This is a genomic window from Sandarakinorhabdus limnophila DSM 17366, assembly GCF_000420765.1.
Lineage (GTDB): Bacteria > Pseudomonadota > Alphaproteobacteria > Sphingomonadales > Sphingomonadaceae > Sandarakinorhabdus > Sandarakinorhabdus limnophila.
On the sequence record NZ_ATVO01000005.1, the window covers coordinates 225769 to 244934 of the forward strand.

General features: G+C 65.8%; 26 protein-coding genes. 13 read left to right on the top strand and 13 right to left on the bottom strand.

Annotated features, from left to right (window positions below; genetic code table 11):
* Window positions 1-37: 37 nt before the first annotated feature.
* Window positions 38-709: an SDR family NAD(P)-dependent oxidoreductase gene (locus tag G566_RS0106535; RefSeq protein ID WP_022679877.1), complete on the top strand. Its 672-nt coding sequence runs from the start codon at window positions 38-40 to the stop codon at window positions 707-709.
* A 12-nt stretch (window positions 710-721) separates the two neighbouring features.
* Here the strand turns inward: G566_RS0106535 and def are convergent, their stop codons facing one another.
* A complete protein-coding gene (gene def / locus G566_RS0106540) occupies window positions 722-1279 on the bottom strand; it encodes a peptide deformylase (protein WP_022679878.1) in 558 nt (185 codons plus the stop codon).
* 136 nt (window positions 1280-1415) lie between these two features.
* Here def and G566_RS0106545 point away from each other — a divergent pair, with 136 nt between their 5' ends.
* Together G566_RS0106545 and G566_RS14750 are read left to right on the top strand one after the other, a co-directional pair.
* Window positions 1416-2189, top strand: a complete 774-nt coding sequence (locus G566_RS0106545; protein ID WP_022679880.1) for a glucose 1-dehydrogenase — start codon at window positions 1416-1418, stop codon at window positions 2187-2189.
* 138 nt (window positions 2190-2327) lie between these two features.
* Window positions 2328-3188 carry an AraC family transcriptional regulator gene (locus tag G566_RS14750; protein WP_169522773.1) on the top strand — a complete coding sequence of 287 codons (861 nt, stop codon included), beginning with the start codon at window positions 2328-2330 and terminating at the stop codon, window positions 3186-3188.
* Between the two features lies 1 nt (window position 3189).
* Here the strand turns inward: G566_RS14750 and G566_RS13755 are convergent, their stop codons facing one another.
* Window positions 3190-3687: a DUF2306 domain-containing protein gene (locus G566_RS13755; protein ID WP_156874447.1), complete on the bottom strand. Its 498-nt coding sequence runs from the start codon at window positions 3685-3687 to the stop codon at window positions 3190-3192.
* Window positions 3688-3843: 156 nt separating this feature from the next.
* Here G566_RS13755 and rlmN point away from each other — a divergent pair, with 156 nt between their 5' ends.
* Window positions 3844-5139: a 23S rRNA (adenine(2503)-C(2))-methyltransferase RlmN gene (gene rlmN / locus G566_RS0106560; RefSeq protein ID WP_040605494.1), complete on the top strand. Its 1296-nt coding sequence runs from the start codon at window positions 3844-3846 to the stop codon at window positions 5137-5139.
* Here the strand turns inward: rlmN and G566_RS13760 are convergent.
* The 4 genes from G566_RS13760 to hrcA are packed head-to-tail and all read right to left on the bottom strand — an operon-like array spanning window position 5136 to window position 7998.
* Window positions 5136-6065, bottom strand: coding sequence for an SAM-dependent methyltransferase (locus G566_RS13760; RefSeq protein ID WP_243442421.1), 930 nt, complete (start codon window positions 6063-6065; stop codon window positions 5136-5138). The two genes, rlmN and G566_RS13760, sit on opposite strands and share 4 nt — an antisense overlap.
* Window positions 5980-6354 (bottom strand): hypothetical protein, encoded by a 375-nt coding sequence (locus tag G566_RS15800; RefSeq protein ID WP_243442422.1) that lies wholly within the window; start codon window positions 6352-6354, stop codon window positions 5980-5982. Before G566_RS15800 ends, G566_RS13760 begins: the two co-directional genes overlap by 86 nt.
* A gap of 55 nt (window positions 6355-6409) precedes the next feature.
* Window positions 6410-6952, bottom strand: coding sequence for a nucleotide exchange factor GrpE (locus G566_RS0106570; protein WP_022679884.1), 543 nt, complete (start codon window positions 6950-6952; stop codon window positions 6410-6412).
* A complete protein-coding gene (hrcA, locus tag G566_RS0106575; RefSeq protein ID WP_022679885.1) occupies window positions 6949-7998 on the bottom strand; it encodes a heat-inducible transcriptional repressor HrcA in 1050 nt (349 codons plus the stop codon). The genes G566_RS0106570 and hrcA overlap by 4 nt, the downstream gene beginning before the upstream one ends.
* A 103-nt stretch (window positions 7999-8101) precedes the next feature.
* On the opposite strand from hrcA, the gene rph reads away from it, so the two are divergent.
* From rph to hemW, 3 genes are read left to right on the top strand one after another with little or no spacing between them, the layout of a single operon-like run.
* Complete coding sequence (rph, locus tag G566_RS0106580; RefSeq protein WP_022679886.1) at window positions 8102-8818, top strand: ribonuclease PH; 717 nt, start codon at window positions 8102-8104, stop codon at window positions 8816-8818.
* Window positions 8815-9423, top strand: coding sequence for an RdgB/HAM1 family non-canonical purine NTP pyrophosphatase (gene rdgB / locus G566_RS0106585; RefSeq protein WP_022679887.1), 609 nt, complete (start codon window positions 8815-8817; stop codon window positions 9421-9423). Before rph ends, rdgB begins: the two co-directional genes overlap by 4 nt.
* Entirely contained in the window at window positions 9420-10565 is a 1146-nt protein-coding gene (gene hemW / locus G566_RS0106590; RefSeq protein ID WP_022679888.1) for a radical SAM family heme chaperone HemW, read from the top strand. The genes rdgB and hemW overlap by 4 nt, the downstream gene beginning before the upstream one ends.
* Here hemW and G566_RS0106595 read toward each other — a convergent pair.
* Window positions 10562-11812 carry a penicillin-binding protein activator gene (locus G566_RS0106595; RefSeq protein WP_022679889.1) on the bottom strand — a complete coding sequence of 417 codons (1251 nt, stop codon included), beginning with the start codon at window positions 11810-11812 and terminating at the stop codon, window positions 10562-10564. The two genes, hemW and G566_RS0106595, sit on opposite strands and share 4 nt — an antisense overlap.
* On the opposite strand from G566_RS0106595, the gene rsmI reads away from it, so the two are divergent.
* Genes rsmI through G566_RS0106625 form a run of 6 tightly spaced genes read left to right on the top strand, consistent with a single transcriptional unit; the run spans window position 11813 to window position 15619 of the window.
* Window positions 11813-12685 (top strand): 16S rRNA (cytidine(1402)-2'-O)-methyltransferase, encoded by an 873-nt coding sequence (gene rsmI, locus G566_RS0106600; RefSeq protein ID WP_022679890.1) that lies wholly within the window; start codon window positions 11813-11815, stop codon window positions 12683-12685.
* On the top strand, window positions 12678-13043 hold the full coding sequence (locus tag G566_RS0106605) for a YraN family protein (protein ID WP_040605454.1): 366 nt from the start codon (window positions 12678-12680) through the stop codon (window positions 13041-13043). Before rsmI ends, G566_RS0106605 begins: the two co-directional genes overlap by 8 nt.
* Window positions 13043-13837 (top strand): transglutaminase family protein, encoded by a 795-nt coding sequence (locus G566_RS13765; protein ID WP_022679892.1) that lies wholly within the window; start codon window positions 13043-13045, stop codon window positions 13835-13837. Before G566_RS0106605 ends, G566_RS13765 begins: the two co-directional genes overlap by 1 nt.
* A 13-nt stretch (window positions 13838-13850) precedes the next feature.
* A complete protein-coding gene (gene gshB / locus G566_RS0106615; RefSeq protein ID WP_022679893.1) occupies window positions 13851-14807 on the top strand; it encodes a glutathione synthase in 957 nt (318 codons plus the stop codon).
* 48 nt (window positions 14808-14855) lie between these two features.
* A complete protein-coding gene (locus tag G566_RS0106620; protein WP_022679894.1) occupies window positions 14856-15179 on the top strand; it encodes an ArsR/SmtB family transcription factor in 324 nt (107 codons plus the stop codon).
* Window positions 15176-15619, top strand: coding sequence for an ArsI/CadI family heavy metal resistance metalloenzyme (locus G566_RS0106625; protein ID WP_022679895.1), 444 nt, complete (start codon window positions 15176-15178; stop codon window positions 15617-15619). The genes G566_RS0106620 and G566_RS0106625 overlap by 4 nt, the downstream gene beginning before the upstream one ends.
* On the opposite strand, the gene G566_RS0106630 is transcribed toward G566_RS0106625, so the two are convergent.
* The 6 genes from G566_RS0106630 to G566_RS0106655 are packed head-to-tail and all read right to left on the bottom strand — an operon-like array spanning window position 15616 to window position 19154.
* The gene (locus G566_RS0106630; RefSeq protein ID WP_022679896.1) at window positions 15616-16005 is read right to left on the bottom strand and encodes a hypothetical protein; all 390 of its coding nucleotides are present in this window, start codon (window positions 16003-16005) and stop codon (window positions 15616-15618) included. The genes G566_RS0106625 and G566_RS0106630 overlap by 4 nt on opposite strands.
* Before the next feature lie 43 nt (window positions 16006-16048).
* Window positions 16049-16771, bottom strand: coding sequence for a hydroxyacylglutathione hydrolase (gloB, locus tag G566_RS0106635; protein WP_022679897.1), 723 nt, complete (start codon window positions 16769-16771; stop codon window positions 16049-16051).
* 1 nt (window position 16772) lies between these two features.
* Window positions 16773-17189, bottom strand: a complete 417-nt coding sequence (locus tag G566_RS0106640) for a VOC family protein (protein ID WP_022679898.1) — start codon at window positions 17187-17189, stop codon at window positions 16773-16775.
* Window positions 17186-17632 (bottom strand): acyl-CoA thioesterase, encoded by a 447-nt coding sequence (locus G566_RS0106645; protein ID WP_022679899.1) that lies wholly within the window; start codon window positions 17630-17632, stop codon window positions 17186-17188. The genes G566_RS0106640 and G566_RS0106645 overlap by 4 nt, the downstream gene beginning before the upstream one ends.
* Window positions 17632-18432: a tetratricopeptide repeat protein gene (locus G566_RS13770; RefSeq protein WP_022679900.1), complete on the bottom strand. Its 801-nt coding sequence runs from the start codon at window positions 18430-18432 to the stop codon at window positions 17632-17634. Before G566_RS13770 ends, G566_RS0106645 begins: the two co-directional genes overlap by 1 nt.
* Window positions 18429-19154, bottom strand: a complete 726-nt coding sequence (locus tag G566_RS0106655) for an alpha/beta hydrolase (RefSeq protein ID WP_022679901.1) — start codon at window positions 19152-19154, stop codon at window positions 18429-18431. The genes G566_RS13770 and G566_RS0106655 overlap by 4 nt, the downstream gene beginning before the upstream one ends.
* Window positions 19155-19166: the final 12 nt, after the last annotated feature.

Sequence of the window (19166 nt, forward strand, 5' to 3'; positions counted from 1 at the left end):
GCTTGCCCTGCCCGTCCCTGCCGCCTAAGGCCGCCGCATGACCGACATCACGACCAAGAAACTCGCCCTCGTTACCGGCGCCAGCCGCGGCATTGGCGCGGCAACGGCCGAAATGCTGGCCCGCGAAGACTGGCACGTGATCATCATAGCCCGCACCGAAGCCGGGCTGGCCGAGCTGGACGACCGCATCCACAAGGCCGGCGGCAGCGCCACCATCGCGCCGTTCGATCTGGCCGATTATGACGCCATCGACCGGCTGGGCAATGCCATCGGTGCGCGCTGGGGCCGGCTGGATGCGCTGATCCTCAATGCGGCGCAGCTGGGCACACTGGCGCCGGTGCCGCATCTTGATCTGAAGGAATGGGACAAGCTGATTGCGCTCAATCTCACCGCCAACATGCGGCTGATCCGGGCGCTTGATCCCTGGCTGCGCCAATCGGCGGCTGGCCATGTCGTGGCCGTCACCTCGTCGGTGGCCGCCAGCCCACGCGCCTATTGGGGCGGCTATGCCGCGACCAAGGCGGCGCTGGAAAATCTGGTGGCAACCTATGGGGAAGAGGTGAAGAACGTCTCCGCCATCCGCACGCATATCATTGATCCCGGCGCCACCCGCACCGTGATGCGCGCCCGCGCCTATCCGGGCGAAGATCCGGCAAGGCTGAAGCCGCCGGAAGATGCGGCGCGCCTGATTCTCGACCGGCTGGGCTGAAACCGGCGCCGCTCAGGCGGCGCGGCTGGTCTTGCGCAGCTTTTCCAGCTTCTTCAGCAGCATGTCGCGCTTCAGCTTGCTGAGGTGATCGATGAACAGCACGCCGTTCAGATGGTCCATCTCGTGCTGCAAGCAGGTGGCGAGCAGGCCGTCCAGCTTCTCGTCGTGGGCCTTGCCCTGCTCGTCGAGCCATTTAACCTGGATTTCGGCCGGGCGCTGCACATCGGCATACATTTCCGGGACCGACAGGCAGCCTTCCTGATAGACCGACAGTTCGTCGGATTCCCAAGTGACCTCCGGGTTGATGAACACGCGCGGTTCTTTCACGCGCACGATCTTGTCGGGATCGGCGTCTTCCGGCGTGTCATCGGCTTCGCGCTGCAGATCGATCACCAGGATGCGTTCCGCCACGCCCACCTGGATGGCGGCCAGGCCGATGCCCGGCGCGTCATACATGGTCTCGAACATGTCGGCGATCAGCGTGCGGTGCGCGTCGGTGACGGCTTCCACGGGCGTGCTGATCTGCTTCAGCCGGGCGTCGGGCGTTTCGATGATGGGGAGGATGGCCATGGGCGGCACGTATGGTGCAGGCGGCGGGGCGTCAAGGGCTGCGGCAATTCACGGGCACACCCATGAGTCACAGCTTTTCAGCCGGGCGCGGTGCGGGCAAGGTGGTGCTGACCACGAAAACCAAGGGGAAGATGACATGAACCGACTGGCAGGCAAGGTGGCACTGATCACTGGCGCAGCGCAGGGCCTGGGCGAGGCGATGGCCCGCCGCATGGTGGAAGAAGGCGCCCGCGTGGTGCTGACCGACATCAACGAAGCCGGCGTGAAGGCCGTGGCGGCCAGCATCGGTGATGCCGCGGTGGCCTGCCGCCATGATGTGACCAGCCCCGAAGACTGGGCCGCTGCTGTTGCCTTTGCCGAAGAAAAGTTCGGCGGCTTCCACGTGCTGGTCAACAATGCCGGCATCGCGGCAGGTTCAACGGTAGAGGCCACCGATTTCGACACCTGGAAGCGCGTGCATTCGATCGATCTCGACAGCGTGTTCCTGGGCTGCAAGCTGAGCCTGCCGACCATGGCGCGCACCGTACGCGAAACCGATGTGCGCGGCAGCATCATCAATCTTTCCAGCATCGCCGGCGTGATCGCCGCCCACAACAGCGCCGCCTACAACAGCGCCAAGGCCGCCGTGCGCCACCTGACCAAGAGCGTCGCCCTGCATTGCGCCAAGCAGAAGTATCGCATCACCTGCAACAGCATCCACCCGGTGTTCATCGACACGCCGATCCTGAAGGGCATCACCGACACCATGGGCCGCGAAGCCGGGCTGGAAAAGCTGGGCCGGCAGATCCCGCTGGGCGCGGTGGGAGAACCGGATGATATCGCTTGGGCCGCCGTCTATCTGGCCAGCGACGAAGCCAAGATGGTGACTGGCCATGGCCTGTACGTGGATGGCGGCATCAGCGCGATGTGAGGCAACCGCCGGGAACCGGCAGGTCTCGCGTTAGATGAACTATTGGTAAAATGATGTGAATGGCTTGCGGTTGCAGGGCTGGCCGTTAATGCAGAAAGGGGATCAGGGATTGGGGGTGGCGTGTTCAGTGCCAATGACATGCAGACACGCAACGTGTTGCCAGACGTGCATTTTGCGCTTCCAGCTCAACAGCTGCGGCCACTGATCACCACTTATTATGGTGTTTCAACGCCGGTCGCGCTGGAAGATCATCTCCATCCCGAATGGGGCAATATCCGTTTCACCATCACCGGCGAATGGACGGTGGAACGGCCCGGCTCCACCGATCCCACCGGAACGCGCGGCGCCCTGTTCGGGCCCACAGATCGCACCGCCATTGTCCGTTCGGCTGGTCCGGGCCGGACAGTGGGTGTTGGACTCACGGCGATGGGCTGGGCGACGCTGGTACAGCAGTCAGAGCATGAACATGCCAATCGCATCCACGATCTGGCCGATATCTACGGGCCCAGTGCCGAGCGCTTGTGGGCCGATCTGTGCGCCAGTGATTGGGAAGGCTGCTGCGCGCTGTTCGATCGGTTCTTCGGCAAACTCGCTGTTGCCGCACCGCCACCTGAACCGTTTATCGAACGGGTGCAACAGGCGCTGGTGAGCGGCAACATCGATACGGTGCAGGATTTCGCAGACGAACTGGCCCTGACCGAGCGCACCCTGGCGCGCCTGTGCCAACGCGCTTTCGGCTTTTCGCCCAAGCAGTTGCTGCGCCGCCAGCGCTTCCTGCGCACGCTGGCCCAGATCGGCGACAGGCTCGACCAGCCGTTGGCCACGTTGCTCGACGGCGGTTACTATGACCAGTCGCACTTCATCCGGGAATTCAGGGCCTATATGGGCATGACGCCGCTGGCCTATTTCAACAGCCCGCGCCAGATGGTGCGGCGGGCCGGCGCAGAACGGCTGCGCACCGCTGGCGCCCGCGTACAAGGCCTGCACCAGCAGGGCTGATTCAGCGGGCCATCAGCCATTCGCCCAGCGTGCGCCCGAACGGCAAGGTGAACAGGCCGGCGATCAACAGGCTACCGATCACCAGGCCGCGGATATTACCTTCACGCCCGGCCCGGTCATGCCGGCGCGCCTTCAGCACCGCCTGCGGAACCGAAATGGCCACAAACAGGCTGATGGCATGGATCGGCGAAAAATCGCCCACGAACACCCCGCCCAGCTGCCGGGAGCCGGCATTGAAACACAAGGTGAGCAGCGCGTTGCCCAGCATCAGCGCCGCCCAGATGCGACCCAACAGGCGATGGCGGGCTGTGCCCTTTGGCCCCAACAGCATCGGCACAGTTACGCCCATGATGATGATCATGCTGGCCAGGTGGATCTGCACCAGCAGCGGCAGGCCCGGAAGCTGGCTGGCACCGCGCACCACGGCCACCAGCACCACCGCCAGCAGCGCCGCGGTGGCAATGGCCAGATTGCGGTTGGACAAGACAGACGCCATCACACCCCCCGATCAGAAGCCCCGGTGTCGCTTCGCAACCGTGGCGGCGCAAGCTGTTTTACGCTGCGGCCAATTTGCGATATGGCCCGCGCGATGAACAACGATGCCTCCCCGATCAATGACGACAGCAGCGACAACGGGGCGCTGCCTGCGGACGTGATGCCCATCCCCGGCCTGTCTGATCCGATGGTGCTGCCGCGCAAGCCCGTGGCGCGTGCCGATGGCAAGCGGGCACTGATCGGCCTGTCGAAAGATCAATTGCGCGCCGCGCTGGCCGAGATCGGCCTGCCGGCCAAGCAAGTGAACATGCGCGCGTCCCAGGTTTGGCACTGGCTTTATCATCGCGGTGTCACCGAAGTTTCGGCGATGGCCAATATTGCAAAGGACACGCGCGCGCTGCTGGATGACCATTTCGTCGTCGGCCGCCCGGAAGTGGTGACGGCACAAGTGTCGAGCGACGGCACCCGCAAATGGCTGCTGCGCTTCGGCGACGGCGAGGAAGCCGAATGCGTGTTTATCCCCGATGCCTGGCGCGGCACGCTGTGCGTGTCTTCACAGGTCGGCTGCACATTGAATTGCCGTTTCTGCCACACCGGCACGATGAAGCTGGTGCGTAACCTGACGGCGGCCGAAATCGTGGGCCAGGTCATGCTGGCGCGCGATGCGCTGGGCGAATGGCCGGGCGCGACGCCTGTGCCGATCACAAGGCCGACCACCAGCGATGCCGCCGATGATATGGATGAGGATGACGTGCCGTGGGTGCCCGGCGCGCACAATGCGGGCAGCAACTACACGTCGGAAGGCCGCATGCTCACCAACATCGTGATGATGGGCATGGGCGAGCCGCTGTATAATTTCGACAATGTCCGCGATGCGTTGCAGATCGTCATGGATGGTGACGGCCTGGGGCTTTCGAAGCGCCGCATCACGCTGTCCACCAGCGGCGTGGTGCCGATGATGGTGCGGGCCGGCAAGGAGATCGGCGTCAATCTCGCCGTGTCGCTGCACGCCGTCACCAAGGAAATCCGCGACGAGATCGTGCCGATCAACAAGAAATACGGCATCGAGCAGTTGCTGCAGGCCTGCGCCGATTATCCCGGCGTCAACAACGCACGGCGCATCACCTTTGAATATGTGATGCTGGCCGGCAAGAACGACAGCGACGAGGATGCGCATGAACTGGTGCGGCTGATCCGCAAATATCGCCTGCCGGCAAAGGTGAACCTGATCCCGTTCAACCCGTGGCCGGGCAGCATCTATGAATGTTCGCCGCAGGAACGCATTCGCGCCTTTTCGGACATCATCTTCAAGGCCGGCATCAGCGCCCCGGTGCGCACGCCGCGCGGGCGGGACATCATGGCAGCATGTGGCCAGCTGAAATCGGCGTCGGAAAAAATCAGCCGGGCGGAACTGGACAAGCGCGCGGCGGAAAAGGAACTGGGCTGGGTCGATTAAGGCGCCCCGCCCGGCAACCCCTTCTCCACATCGCGCATATAATCCCGGCTCGGTGGCAGCGCATCCCGCCGCTTGGTCATCTGTATCTGCACGTTCATGTGGCCATCATTAGCAAAGGCGCACCACGCCGCCGCCAGATAGAACATCCACATCCGGTAAAAGCGGGCGTCGTACAGGGCCGTGATCGCATCCTCCTGTACGGCGCAGCGGTCATACCAAGCCTTCAGCGTGTAAGCATAATGCAGGCGCAGCACCTCGATATCGGTGATCCACAGCCAGGCCCGCTCCACCGCCGGCACGATCTGCGACAGCGCCGGAGAATAGCCGCCGGGGAAGATGTATTTCGCCGTCCACGGATCCGTGGCGCCCGGCCCGTCGGCACGGGCGATGCTTTGGAGCAACGCCACGCCGTCGGTGGCCAGCAGGCGCTCTACGGTATCGAAGAACGGCTGATAATGCGGCAGGCCGACATGTTCGAACATGCCGACCGAAACGATGCGATCAAACTGCCCGGTCATCTGGCGATAGTCGATCAATTGGTAATCAACGCCGGTCAGCCCCTGCCGCACGGCTTCGGCGCGGGCATATTTCAACTGTTCTTCCGAAAGGGTGATGCCTGTCACATGGGCACCCGAAACCTTGTGCAGGTAGCGCGCCAGCCCGCCCCAACCGCAGCCGATATCGAGCACTTGGCTCCCCGGTTTCAGATCAAGCTTGGCGGCAATATGCGCCAGCTTGGCCTCCTGCGCCGCTTCCAGCGAGGTGATGCCCGGCGCCCAATAGGCGCAGCTATATTGCCGATGCGGATCAAGGAACAGGTCGTAGAGCCGATCATCAAGGTCATAATGATGGGCGACGTTTCGCTTGGATCGGCGCTCGAAATTGGTCCCACCACGCCGCCAACCTTGCCTGCCGCCACAGCGCAAAGCGCACCGGATTGTCGCGTTCCCAGCGCAGATTGTGGGTGACGAGATCGAGCAGGGCAAAAATATCGCTCTCCTCCATGACCAGCCGGCCATCCATGAAGGCCTCGCCCGCGCCGAGCGCCGGATTGAGCGCGATGGCCCGTGCCGTGGCATTGTCGGCCAAACGGATGCGGACCGGCGCACGGGTGGCGCTGGGCCTGCCATAGCGCCGCTCGCCGCCGGCCGGGTCGATCACGACCAACTCGCCATCCTGCATGAAGCGCTTGAAGAGGCGATCAAACAGCCACATGCCGGCAGACTGCCAAAGCTGCCGGCAAGGTCAAGTCAGGGGTTTGACGTGATGGTCAGGCGCGCGCAACACTCACCATCGCCGGGCGCAGCAGGCGATCGCGGATCGTCCAGCCACTGGCCAGTTCGGCCACCACGCTACCGACGTCCATGTCGCTTTCCACCTCCAGCATCGCCTGATGGCGATTGGGATCAAGCGGTTCGCCAGGCGTGATCTCGATCTTGGATATGCCTTGGCGGCCAAAGATCGCCAGCAGCTCGCGCTCGGTCGCCTCGATGCCGGCGCGCACATTGTCGAAGCCATCGGCCGGCAGCGACGCGACGGCGCGGCGCAGATTCTCGGCCACGGCCAGCATGTCGCGGGCAAAGCCGGTGACGGCATATTGCGTCGCTTCCGCCTTGTCGCGCTCCAGCCGGCGCCGGGTATTCTCCAGATCCGCCAGGGAGCGCAGCACGCGATCCTTCAGATCGGCAATTTCCTGATCCTTGGCCAGCAGCGCTTCGGCCAGATCGATCTCCGGTGCGGCCGCTTCGGGCGCTTCGTTTTCCGGGGTTTCGGTGTTTTCGGTCGTGCCAGAGTTTTCGGTTGTGTCTGTCATGATACCAGTCTGCTCAGGGTTCGGGCGGTGTAATCCACCATGGGGATGACGCGTGCATAGTTCAACCGCGTCGGCCCGATAACCCCAACAACGCCGATCACCTTGCCATCGTTCCCGCGATAGGGTGCGGCAATGACGCTGGACCCCGACAACGAGAACAAGCGCGATTCCGCCCCGATGAAGATGCGCGCTGCCTCTGCCTCGCGGGCGTGGTCGAGCAGGCGGATGAGTTCGGCCTTGTCTTCCAGATCATCCAGCAACTGGCGCACCCGTTCAAGATCCACCGCGTCTTCGACCAGATTGGCCTGGCCGCGCACGATCAGCACGGGGCGGGCCGCCGCATCCGAAGACCAGGCCGCCAGCCCGGCCGCCACCGCCGTCTGCGTCAGCGTATCGAGCATGGCGCGATCACGAGCGATCTCTTGGCTCATGCGCGCCGTGGCTTCGGCCAGCGTCAGCCCGGCCAGCCGCGTGGTGATATAGTTGGCCGCGGCTTCCAGCGAGGCCGGCAGCACGCCCACCGGCAGATCGAGCAGACGGTTTTCGACACTGCCATCGGCGCCGACCAGCACCACCAGCGCGCGGGTGGGGGACAGCGGCACGAAACTGATCTGGCGGATGACGAGTTCGCGCGCCGGCACCAGCACCAGCCCGGCGCACTGCGACAGGCCCGACAGCGCGGCGGTGGTGCGTGTCAACGCTTCTTCCATCGCCACGCCCGGTGCCAGCCCGGCTTCCAGCGCGGCGCGTTCATCCTGCGACGGTTCGGCGGCCTGCATCATGCCATCAACGAACATCCTGAGACCCAGTTCGGTCGGCAGCCGCCCGGCAGACGTGTGCGGCGCGGCCAGGAGGCCGAGTTCCTCCAGATCCTGCATGACATTGCGGATCGAGGCCGGCGACAGGCCCAACCCGCCTTTTGACAACGTGCGGCTGCCCACCGGCGCACCCGACACCAGATAGGCATCGACAATCTGCCGGAAAATCTCGCGCGCTCGCGTGTTGAGCTCGGCCAGCGCCAAGGTCTGCTGGTTCGTTGGCTGCATAGGCGCAATCTAAGGTGCGTGGGCACGCGGCGCAATGGGCGCTTCCCTTCGGAGCCCCCACGCAATAAGGCCCACCCAACAGCAATCAGGAAAGACACGCCCCATGCGCCCGTCAGGCCGCGCCCCCGATCAGATGCGCGCCATCGAGATGATCCCCGGCTTTTCAACCCACGCCGAAGGATCGTGCTTGGTCAAGTTCGGCAATACCCATGTGCTGGTGACCGCCAGCGTGGAGGACCGGGTGCCGCCGTGGCTGCGCGGTGGCGGCAAGGGCTGGGTGACGGCCGAATATGGCATGCTGCCGCGCGCCACCCACACCCGCGGCCAGCGTGAAGCCGCAAAGGGCAAGCAATCGGGCCGTACCCAGGAAATCCAGCGCCTGATCGGGCGCAGTTTGCGCGCTGTCACCGATCTGACGCTGCTGGGCGAACGCCAGATCACGCTGGATTGCGACGTGATCCAGGCCGATGGTGGCACCCGCACGGCGGCGATTTCCGGCGCCTGGGTGGCCCTGCGCCTCGCCATCGACGCGATCCACGCCAAGACGCCGCTGGCCGGCGATCCGCTGAGCCTTCAGGTCGCGGCGATTTCGTGCGGGATCTACAATGGCAATCCGGTGCTCGATCTTGATTATATCGAAGACAGCGCTGCCGGCACCGACGCCAATTTCGTGCTGACCAACCAGGCCGGCATCGTGGAAGTGCAAGGCACCGCCGAAGGCGAACCGTTCGACGAGGAAGCGCTGCTGCGCCTGCTGCGCCTGGCGCGTATCGGCTGCAACGAAGTCTTCGCCGCCCAGCTGAAGGCGGTCGGCCGGTGAGGCAGCTGCTGCGCCAGCTTGATCGGGGCCGGCTGGTGCTGGCCACGCACAATCCCGGCAAGGTGGTGGAACTGGCCGAACTGCTGAACCCGCACGGGCTGGACGTGGTGTCGGCCGGCGAATTGGGTTTGCCGGAGCCGGATGAGACGGAAACGAGCTTCATCGGCAATGCCCGGCTGAAGGCGCTGTCGGCGGCCACGTTGAGCGGCCTGCCGGCGATTGCCGATGACAGCGGGCTGTGTGTGGATGGCCTGGGCGGCGCGCCCGGCATCTATTCGGCGCGCTGGGCTGGGCCGGGCAAGGATTTCGCCGTCGCCATGGCGCGCGTGAACGACGAACTGGGCGAGAAGGCCCGAACTGCCCATTTCATTTGCGCGCTGTGCGTGGCTTGGCCCGATGGCCACACCGAGGTGGTCGAAGGTCGGGTTGACGGCACGCTGGTGTGGCCGCCACGCGGTGGCAACGGCTTTGGCTATGATCCGATGTTCCTGATGGACGGCAAGGCGCAGACCTATGGCGAAATGCCTCGCGCCGAGAAGGAAGAAGACAACCATCGCGCCCGGGCCTTCCGGCAGCTGGACGCGCTGTTGCCGCCGGTGGCATGACAGACGCACCGCCTGTCGCGCTTTACGTCCACTGGCCGTTCTGCGTCACCAAATGCCCCTATTGTGATTTCAACAGCCATGTCCGCGAGACGGTGGACCAGGGCGCATGGCAGGCCGCCCTCCTCGCCGATCTGGCGTTTGAAGCCGCCCGCCTGCCCGGCCGCCGGCTGGCCAGCATCTTCTTCGGCGGCGGCACACCCAGCCTGATGCCGCCTGCTACGGTTGCGGCCATCATCGAGGCGGCGTGCCAGCATTGGACGCCCGCACCCGATCTCGAAATCACGCTGGAAGCCAATCCGTCGAGTGTCGAGGCCGGCCGCTTCGCCGGTTTTGCCAGCGCCGGGGTGAACCGGCTGAGCCTTGGCGTTCAGGCCCTCGACGATGCGGCGCTCAAACTGCTCGGCCGCCCGCATGATGTTGCCGCCGCGCTGGCCGCGCTCGATGTCGCGCAGGCGACGTTCAATCGGGTCAGCTTCGATCTCATCTACGACCGGCCGGGGATGACGCGCGAGAGCTGGCAGGCGGAGCTGACCCGTGCGCTGGGTTTCGGGACTACCCACCTGTCGCTTTACCAGCTCACCATCGAACCCGGCACGCGCTTTGCCGCCCTGCACGCGCGGGGCCAATTGGTGATGCCCGATGAAGATACCAGCGCCGATCTGTTCGCCATGACGCAGGCGATCACGGCGGCGGCGGGGGTGCCGGCCTATGAAATCTCCAACCACGCCGCACCCGGCATGGAGAGCCGCCACAATCTCACTTACTGGCGCTATGGCGATTATGCCGGCATCGGGCCGGGTGCGCATGGCCGGCGCGAGGGCGTTGCCACGCTCAGACGCAAGAAACCGGAGCACTGGCTGGCTGGCGTGAATGAAAGCGGCCACGGCATGGAAAGCGAAACGTCGCTCAGCGTGGCCGAACGCACCACTGAAGCACTGGTGATGGGGCTGCGGCTGGCCGAAGGGCTGGACGCGGCGCGCTTTGTTGCGCGCAGCGGCACGGCGCTGGCCGATGCGGTGAAGCCCGATGCCGTCGCCCGACTGGTCGAACAGGGATTGCTGATCAGCGACTCGCGCGGCCTGCGACTCACCGCTGCTGGCTGGCCGTTGGCCAACGCCGTGCTGGCCGAAATCGCGCGTTAGAAGCTGTTCGGCGCCGGCGAAACGGTGCCCGTGCCCAGCTGATCCACTTCCAGCGCCCGCTCTGCCACGCCCGACGGGGTGAAGCGGAAGGCGCCGTCGATACCGGCAAAGCCATCGCGCGCCAGCAGCGCCGCGCGCGGGAACGGCTGGCCCAGCGGCCAACGCGCGGCCAGGCTGGAGGCGAGCAGCACCGCGTCATAACCCAGCGACGCCAGCCGCGACGGGTTGGTGCCATGCTTGGCACGGTAGCGCACGGCCAAGCTGTTGAAGCGCGCATCCGACACGGTGGCATAAAGCGCGCCCTTCAGCGCCGGCACGCGGGCCAGGCCGGGTTCATTGTTCCACAGCTCCGTGCCCAAAATCACCACCTGGCCCGGCGCTGCGCCAAAGCGGGCCAGCGGTTGCAGAAAACGCGCGGCGGCGGCGCCGGAATCGGCGATCATCAGCGCCTGGAACGGCACCGGCGCCAAGGCCCCGGCCACCCGCGCCACCGTGCCATCGGCGCGGATCTGCGGCTTGCCGCTGGCGCGCACCCGGGCATCATAATTGGTCACCTGCGCCGCCGCTGCCGCCAGCTTGGCCGGATCGCGGGCATAGGAAACCACCGCCGTCGAGCGGCCGCCCGAATCATTCACCGCCTTCACGAACGCCAGTTGCGCGCGCTGGCCATAGGCGCCCTGCGGCACCAGCGCCGCGAAACGATCAACACCGCGGCTACGCGCATAGGTGATCACCCGCGCAATCGCCTGGCCGGGCTGAAAGCCCAGCACGAACACATCACCGCCGGCCACCCCGGCATCGTTGGAGAAAGACAGGATCGGCACCGGTCGGCCGGCCACCGCCGCCGTCACCGCCGGCACATCGCTGGCGAGCAACGGCCCCAGGATCAGGCCGGCACCCGCCGCCATCGCCTTGGCTGCGGCTTCGCCAGCGCCGGGCGCCGTATCGAAACTGAGCAATTGCACCTGCGGTTTCCCAAGATCAGCCATGGCCAGCGCGGCGGCATTGGCGATGGATTCGCCCAGCGCCGCATTGGGACCGGTGAGCGGCACCAGCAGCGCCACCTTGTTAAGCCGGGCTTCCGGCAACGGCGCCGGTTTGGGCGCGGCCACCACGGGCGGCGGCGGCGCGGCCACCACGGTTGGCGCCTTTTTCGGCGTCGAACAGGCCGCCACCAGCAGCCCAAGCCCGATCACGCCGGCGCGAACCACTTGCCAGCCGCTTCCAACCCGGCTCTTGATAGCCATGTGAGCTTGCACCCTTCCTTCGATCCCGACGCCCTGCCTGAAGCAGCGCTTGCGCCGGGGCTTTACATCGTTGCGACGCCGATCGGCAATCTCATGGATATCACCGCCCGCGCCCTGCTGGTGCTGGCCCGCGCCAGTCTGATCGCGTGTGAGGATACACGGGTGACCGGCAAGTTGCTTGGACATTTCGGCATCAAGACGAAGATGCTGCCTTATCATGATCACAACGCCGCCCGCGCCCGGCCGGGCCTGATCATGCGGGCGATCGCAGAGCCGGTGGCGCTGGTCTCCGATGCCGGCACGCCGCTGATTTCCGATCCGGGTTACAAATTGGTCGCCGAAGCCCGCGCGGCAGGTGTGAACGTGGTGACGGTGCCCGGCGCGTCGGCGGTGATTGCCGCGCTATCCATCGCCGGGCTGCCCACCGATCGTTTCCTGTTCGCCGGCTTCCTGCCTGCCAAGGAAAAGGCCAAGGCCGATGTGATCGCCGAGCTGGCAAACGTGCCGGCCACGCTGGCCTTCTACGAATCCGGCCCGCGCCTCGCCGTCACGCTGGCGGCGTTGCACGCTGGGCTGGGCGATCGCCCGGCAGCCGTGGGCCGCGAACTCACCAAGAAATTCGAGGAGATGGTGACCGGCACGCTTTCGGAGCTCGCCGCGCGCTGGGCGGATGCGCCGCCCAAGGGCGAGATTGTCGTGCTCGTCGGGCCGCCGCTGCCGCCGCCCGCCGCCAGCGCCGATGATCTTGATTCGGCCCTGCATGCCGCCTTGGCGACAATGCGGGTGAAGGATGCGGCCAAGGCCGTTGCGGATCGGCTGGGCCTGTCGAAATCCGAGGTTTATGCCCGCGCACTGGCGCTCAAAAATGGCTGACCCACGTCGGCAAGCCAACGAGCGCCGCGGGCGGCTGGCCGAACATATTGCCGCCATCTGGTTGATCGCAAAGGGCTATCGCCTGATCGGCCGCCGGCTGCGCACGCCCGGCGGCGAGATTGATCTGCTGCTGCGCCGCCGCGATGCGCTGGTGTTTGTGGAGGTGAAAGCGCGGCCCACTCTCGACTCCGGCGTGGCAGCACTGCATCTTGCGCAACAGCGGCGTTGCCAGGCAGCCGCCCGCTGGCTGGCAACGCGCTATGGCTGGCCGGGCGCGGTGATCCGGCACGACGCGGTGGTGGTCACACCGTGGGCGCCGCCCCGGCACCTGGTCGCCATCTGGCGGGAAGAGGCGTGATGTTACTGGCAACAATCGGCCTGATGGATGATGCCGATATCGACGTGATCGAAGCCGGCATTGCGCTGAGCCTGGCTGACAATCCGCGCGCGGATGCCGACAGGCTGCGCCGGCTGATGACCGGCTGGGCCGTCATCCTGCAACGTGATCTGGCTCCCTCCACCGCCAAGGGCCGCGCCTTGCGGCTGTCCAGCCTGATCGCTGGCGAAGCCGGTTTGACCGGCGACACCCAGGATTATGACAATCCCTTGAATGCCGATCTGGTGGCGGTGGCGACACGCAGCCGCGGCCTGCCGATCAGCCTGTCGATCCTCTATGTCGCGCTGGCCCGGCGCATTGGCTGGCGGGCCGATGCATTGGCCCTGCCCGGCCACGTGCTGGTGGAAGTGCATGGCGGCGGCGAATCGGCCCTGCTCGATCCATTCGATCACGGCATCAGTTTGACGGCAGCCCGCGCCGCCGACATTGCCCGCCAAGCCGGCGGCGCGCCGGTTGCCGGCGGCTTTCCGGCAATGAGCACCCGCCAGATGCTGGTGCGGATGGTGTCCAATCAGGCCAGCCGCGCGCGCCTGAATGGTGATATCGGGCGGGCGCTGATGTTGTACGAACGGCTCACCACCATCGCGCCGGATCAGGGCGGCTTGTGGTGGGAACGCGCCCGGCTGGAACAGCGCATCGGTCGCCTTGCCGCCGCCCGCGCCAGCCTGACCGCCATGCTGGAAACCACCCACGACGCCCAGGTGGGCGAACGCATCCGCGCCACACTTGCCACGCTGGCAAGATCCGAAAACTGAAAAGGCCTGCCCAATGACAATGCGCGTCGCGGTTCAGATGGACCCGATCGAAACAATCAACATCGGCGGCGATTCCAGTTTCGCGCTGATGCTGGAAGCCCAGGCGCGCGGCGCCACGTTGATCCATTATCTGGCTGATGATCTTTCCGCCGAAAACGGCCGGGTGCGGGCCAAGGCTCGGCCGCTAAAGGTGATCAACCAAGCCGGCGCCCATTATGAATGGCTGGGCGATCCGCGCACGGTCGATCTGGCGGATGAGGCTGACGTGGTGCTGATGCGGCAGGATCCGCCATTCGACATGGGCTATATCACCGCCACCCACTTGCTGGAGCAGATCCAGGACCGGGTGCTGGTGGTCAATGATCCCGCCGAGGTGCGCAACGCGCCGGAAAAATTGTTTGTGCTGCGCTTTCCCGATCTGATGCCGCCGACATTGGTCACGAAAAGCCTGGAAGAAGCCATGGACTTCCGCGCCCGCCACGGCGCCATCGTGGTGAAGCCGCTCTATGGCAATGCCGGCACCGCGGTGTTCCTGATCGACAGACAAGACGGTAATCTGCCGGCGCTGGTTGAACTGTTCAGCAGCGTGTGGCGCGAGCCATTCATGGTGCAGGCGTTCCTTCCTTCCGTGGCGGAGGGCGACAAGCGCATCGTGCTGGTGGATGGTGAACCGGCCGGCGCCATCAACCGACTGCCGAAAAAGGGCGAAATCCGTTCCAACCTCGCCGCCGGTGGCAGCGCCCAGCCGACCGAACTGACGGCGCGCGAGCAGGAAATCTGCGCGCGGCTCGGCCCTGAACTGAAAAAGCGCGGGCTGATCTTTGTCGGCATCGACGTGATCGGCGGCTTCCTCACCGAGATCAACGTCACCTCCCCCACCGGCATCCGCGCCATCGACCGGTTCAACGGCACCGACACGCCAGCGCGCATCTGGGACGCGATCAAGGCCAGGCTCGACGCGCGCGGTTGACATTTCGATAGTTGTCGAATAATTCGATGATTGTCGAAAGGATTTGGGATGGACTCATCGTCAGCCGTGCCGGCACTTGCCGCCCTTGCCCATGAACGGCGCCTGGCACTGTTCCGGGCTTTGGTGGTGGCCGGGCCTGATGGCCTGTCAGCCGGGGCCATCGCGCGGGCGCTGGATGTGCCGCCCTCCAGCCTTTCGCACCACCTGGGGCTGCTGGAACAGGCGGGGCTGACGACCGTCCGCCGCGCCGGCCGCAGCCTCATCTATGCGGCGGATTTCGCCGCGATGCGGGCACTCATCGGTTTCCTGACCGAAGATTGCTGCCAGGGCCTTGCCCCTGAAACCGCCTGCACAACCGGAGACTGCGTATGAAGCGTTTGCACGTGCACGTGGGCGTGACCGATCTCGCCCACTCCATCGCCTTCTACACCAACCTGTTCGGTTCCGAGCCAACACTGGTGCGCGATGATTATGCCAAGTGGATGCTGGACGATCCGCGCGTGAACTTTGCCATCAGCCACGGCCACGCCGCGCCGGGGATCGAACATCTGGGCATCCAGGCCGAAACCACTGAAGAACTGGCCGAAGTCACCGCCCGGCTGAACAGCGCGTCTGCGCCGGTGCTGGCCGAAGGCGAAGCGACCTGCTGCTATGCAAGGTCTGAAAAAAGCTGGACCGCCGATCCGCAGGGCGTCGTGTGGGAAGCCTTCCACACCATGGCCGAAGCCCGCACCTATGGCAGCAGCCCGATGCTGGACACGCTGGCAGCGATGGCCCCAGCAACAGGGGCCAGCGGCGGCGGTTGCTGTTAATCCTTGGACTTCGCCGGCTTGCTGGGCGGGCCGGCGACGCGTTCCCAGCTGCCAAAGCCGCAGCCGCCGAAATTGACGCCGCCCAGGTTGAAATCGATCACCTGCACGATGTCGCCGCGGCATTGGCTGCCGATCGGGCTGCTGTGCACCAGCGCCCGGCGCGGTTGCAGGGTGGGGCATTCCATGGTGTTGCGCCACCAGCGGCCATCGCGCAGCCGGGCATACCATTTGCCATCAGGCGCGGCCTGCGCCTGCAGGATGCTGCGCGTTTGCAGGCAATCCCGGGTTTCGGCCTTGAAATCGGCGGCCTTGGTGGCCGGATCGTCGCCGGCCAGTGCCGGGGCTGCCGCGACCAGCGCGGCGAGGAGGAGCGCGTTTCTGATCATGCGTCCCTGATGCCGGTGGCTCGCTGTATCCATGCTGAATGCCTCACCCCCTGAATGCGTCCTTCGCGGCCCGCCGACGCGCCAGTTCGGCCACGCTGCCGGCCCGCACGAACGGGTTGGTCGCCGCTTCCATGGCCAGGCTGAAGGGCACGGTGGGATCGCCACGTTCCCGCAGCCGGTCCACGGCTTCGGCGCGCCGCAGCAGCGCATCATTCTCCGGCTCCACCGTCAGGGCAAAGCGCGCGTTGGATTGGGTATATTCATGCGCACAATAGACCAGCGTGCGCGGCGGCAGCGCCATGAACTTGGCCAAGGCAGCGTGCATCTGCTCCGCCGTGCCTTCGAACAGGCGGCCGCAGCCCATGGCAAACAGCGTGTCGCCGCAGAACAGCGCGCCTTCGAAGGCATAGGCATTGTGGCCCGCCGTGTGCGCCGGGCAATCGATGACGCGGCCGATGTTGCTGCCGATTTGCACCGTATCGCCTTCCACCACGGCACGGCTGATGTGCGGTATCTTGGCGGCCTCGGCCTGCGGGCCAGTTACCTTTGCACCCGTGGCGGCCACGATATCGGCATTGCCGCCCACATGATCGGGATGCCAGTGGGTGTTCAAGATCTGGGTGATTTTCCAGCCCCGGCTGGTCGCGGCCTCCAGCACCGGGCCAGCGACTGCGGGGTCGATCACCGCCGTCTCACCGCTGGCGGCATCATGGGCCAGCCAGACATAATTGTCATGCAGCACCGACACGCCAACGATCTCAAGCATCTTACCAGTTCCCGATGTTGGGCGCCGACACCCAGGGTTCCGCCGCTGGCAGCGCCGGGCCGGCCTGCAGAAGTTCCACCGAAATCCCATCCGGCGATTTCACGAACGCCATGCGACCATCGCGCGGCGGCCGGTTGATGGTCACGCCGCCGTCCATCAGGCGCTGGCAGGCCGCATAGATATCATCCACCGCATAAGCGAGATGGCCGAAATTGCGCCCGCCGGTATAGCCGCTCTCATCCCAATTGTGGGTCAGTTCGACCTGGGCGTCTTCATCGCCGGGTGCCGCCAGGAAGATCAGGCTGAAGCGCCCCGGCTCGTTGTCGATGCGGCGCAGTTCCTTCAGGCCCAGCAATTCGAAGAAGCGCAGCGTTTCCGCCACGTCCGACACGCGGATCATGGTGTGGAGATATTTCATTTCAGAGCGCGTCCTTCAAGGGCTTCGAACAGGGCCACCACGGCATCCGGCACCGGCGTCGGCCGGCCGCGCGGTTCATCGACATGCACCTGCACTTCGGTGCCGCTGGCGCGCAGATCCTCGCCGCCCGGCCCGTTGGCCAGCCCATGCACTTCAAACGCGAATGACAGCGACGTGCGACCGACCTTCTCGCAGCGCACGCAGATCGCCATTTCCTCGTCGAGCAGGATGGGGGCGTGATAAACCACCTCCGCCTTCACCACGTGCAGTTCAGGCGCGCCCTGCAAATTGGGTTCCGGATAGAGGCCGGCGGCGCGGAAATATTCGGTGATGCCGATATCGAAATATTCGAGGTAGCGGCTGTTGAACACCACTGCCTGCGCGTCGACTTCGGCGTAGCGGGCGCGGGCGGACCAGGCGAAACGATAATCGGAGCGAGCCATCAGCGCGGTGTAGCAGGCAGCGCCCCATCCGTCAGTGGTTTTTCAGGCAGGGCGGCTTTCATGCGACCAAGCGCGGCAGCGGCTGCTTGCCCCGCCGGCGTATCGGGCGCGTCGGTGGCCGCCGCCTCCCAGGCCTGACGGGCCAGCGCCGTGTCGCCCTTGGCCGAAGCGATATTGCCGGCTTCCAGTTCGACATCGGCCGAGTCCGGTGCCAGCGCTGCAGCCTTCAGCAGCGCGGCTTCGGCCATGACCAGATCGCCGCCGCGCCGCGCCAGCGTTGCCTTCAGCAGCCACGGCGTGAAATATTCCGGCGAAAGCGTGGTGGCGCGGGTGAGATCAGCCATCGCCAGATCGGGCTTGCCGGCTGCGACATGCGCTTCAGCGCGAGTGGTGAGCAGATCAGCTTCGGCGCGCGGGCTGAGTTCGGCGCCGCCCGGTCGCGCCAGTGCACGGGTGAGGAAGCGCGCCGCGTCGGCGGGCTGCTCGGCGATCATCGCCGCGTCTGCCGCCTGCCGCCACAGCGCGATGGCCTGGCCGTCGCGGGCCGCCTCGCTAGCCTCGCCGGCCGCCTCATAATTCTTCAGCGCCGCCTCGTGATGGCGCGCATGCATCTGGGCCACGGCCAGGCAATGGCGCGGCGCCACGCCACCGCCTTCGATGCGCCAGGCATAGGCCATCTGCATGGCGCGCGCCGGATCCTTGACCGCCAGTTCGATGCAGGCGGCATAGCGCGTCGGGTCCGACGGTGCCGACCAAGCCGGTGCAGCGGCCAGCAGGGCCAGGAGAGCCAGATGCTTCAAAGCAGTTCCTCAACAGTGGCAATCAACGTGGCGATATCCGCCTCGCGGGAAAGGCGATGATCACCATCCTTGATGAGCCACACCTGAACTTGCGTGCTCTGCAGGCGCGCCGCGATGTCAAGCGACAGGCGCCACGGCACCGCCTCATCGCGCTGGCCATGCAGCAGCCGCACCGGCGCCGTGATGCCGATCTGGCCATCGAGCAACAGCTGATCGCGCGCATCATCGATCAGCGTACGGGAATAACGATAGGGTTCGCCATAATCGGATGGGCGGGTGAAATAGCCCTGCGCCTGCAGCTGCCGTCGCTCGGCCTCGCCCAGCTTCAGCCCCCACACGGTGAAATCCGGCGCCGCTGCCACGCCCACCAGCCCGGCCAGCCGATCCTTCAGCGCCCGACCCGCCAGCAGCGCAATCCAGCCGCCCATCGAGCTTCCGACCAGCACCACCTTGCCCGCCGGCCAGACATGATTGACCAGCGCCAGCGCATCATCGGTCCAGCGGCCAATGCTGCCATCCAGGAAATCGCCGCTGCTCGCCCCGCAGCCGGAATAATCCAGCCGCAGGAACGCGCGGCCTTGCGCGCGGGCCCAACCGCTCAACGCTTCGGCCTTCGATCCGGTCATGTCGCTCATGTAACCGGGCAGGAAGACGACGAGCGGCCCCGCCCCCGGCGTGAAGCGATAGGCAAGGCTGGCACCGTTATGGGAAAGGCTGCTCATGCCACGTCGCAT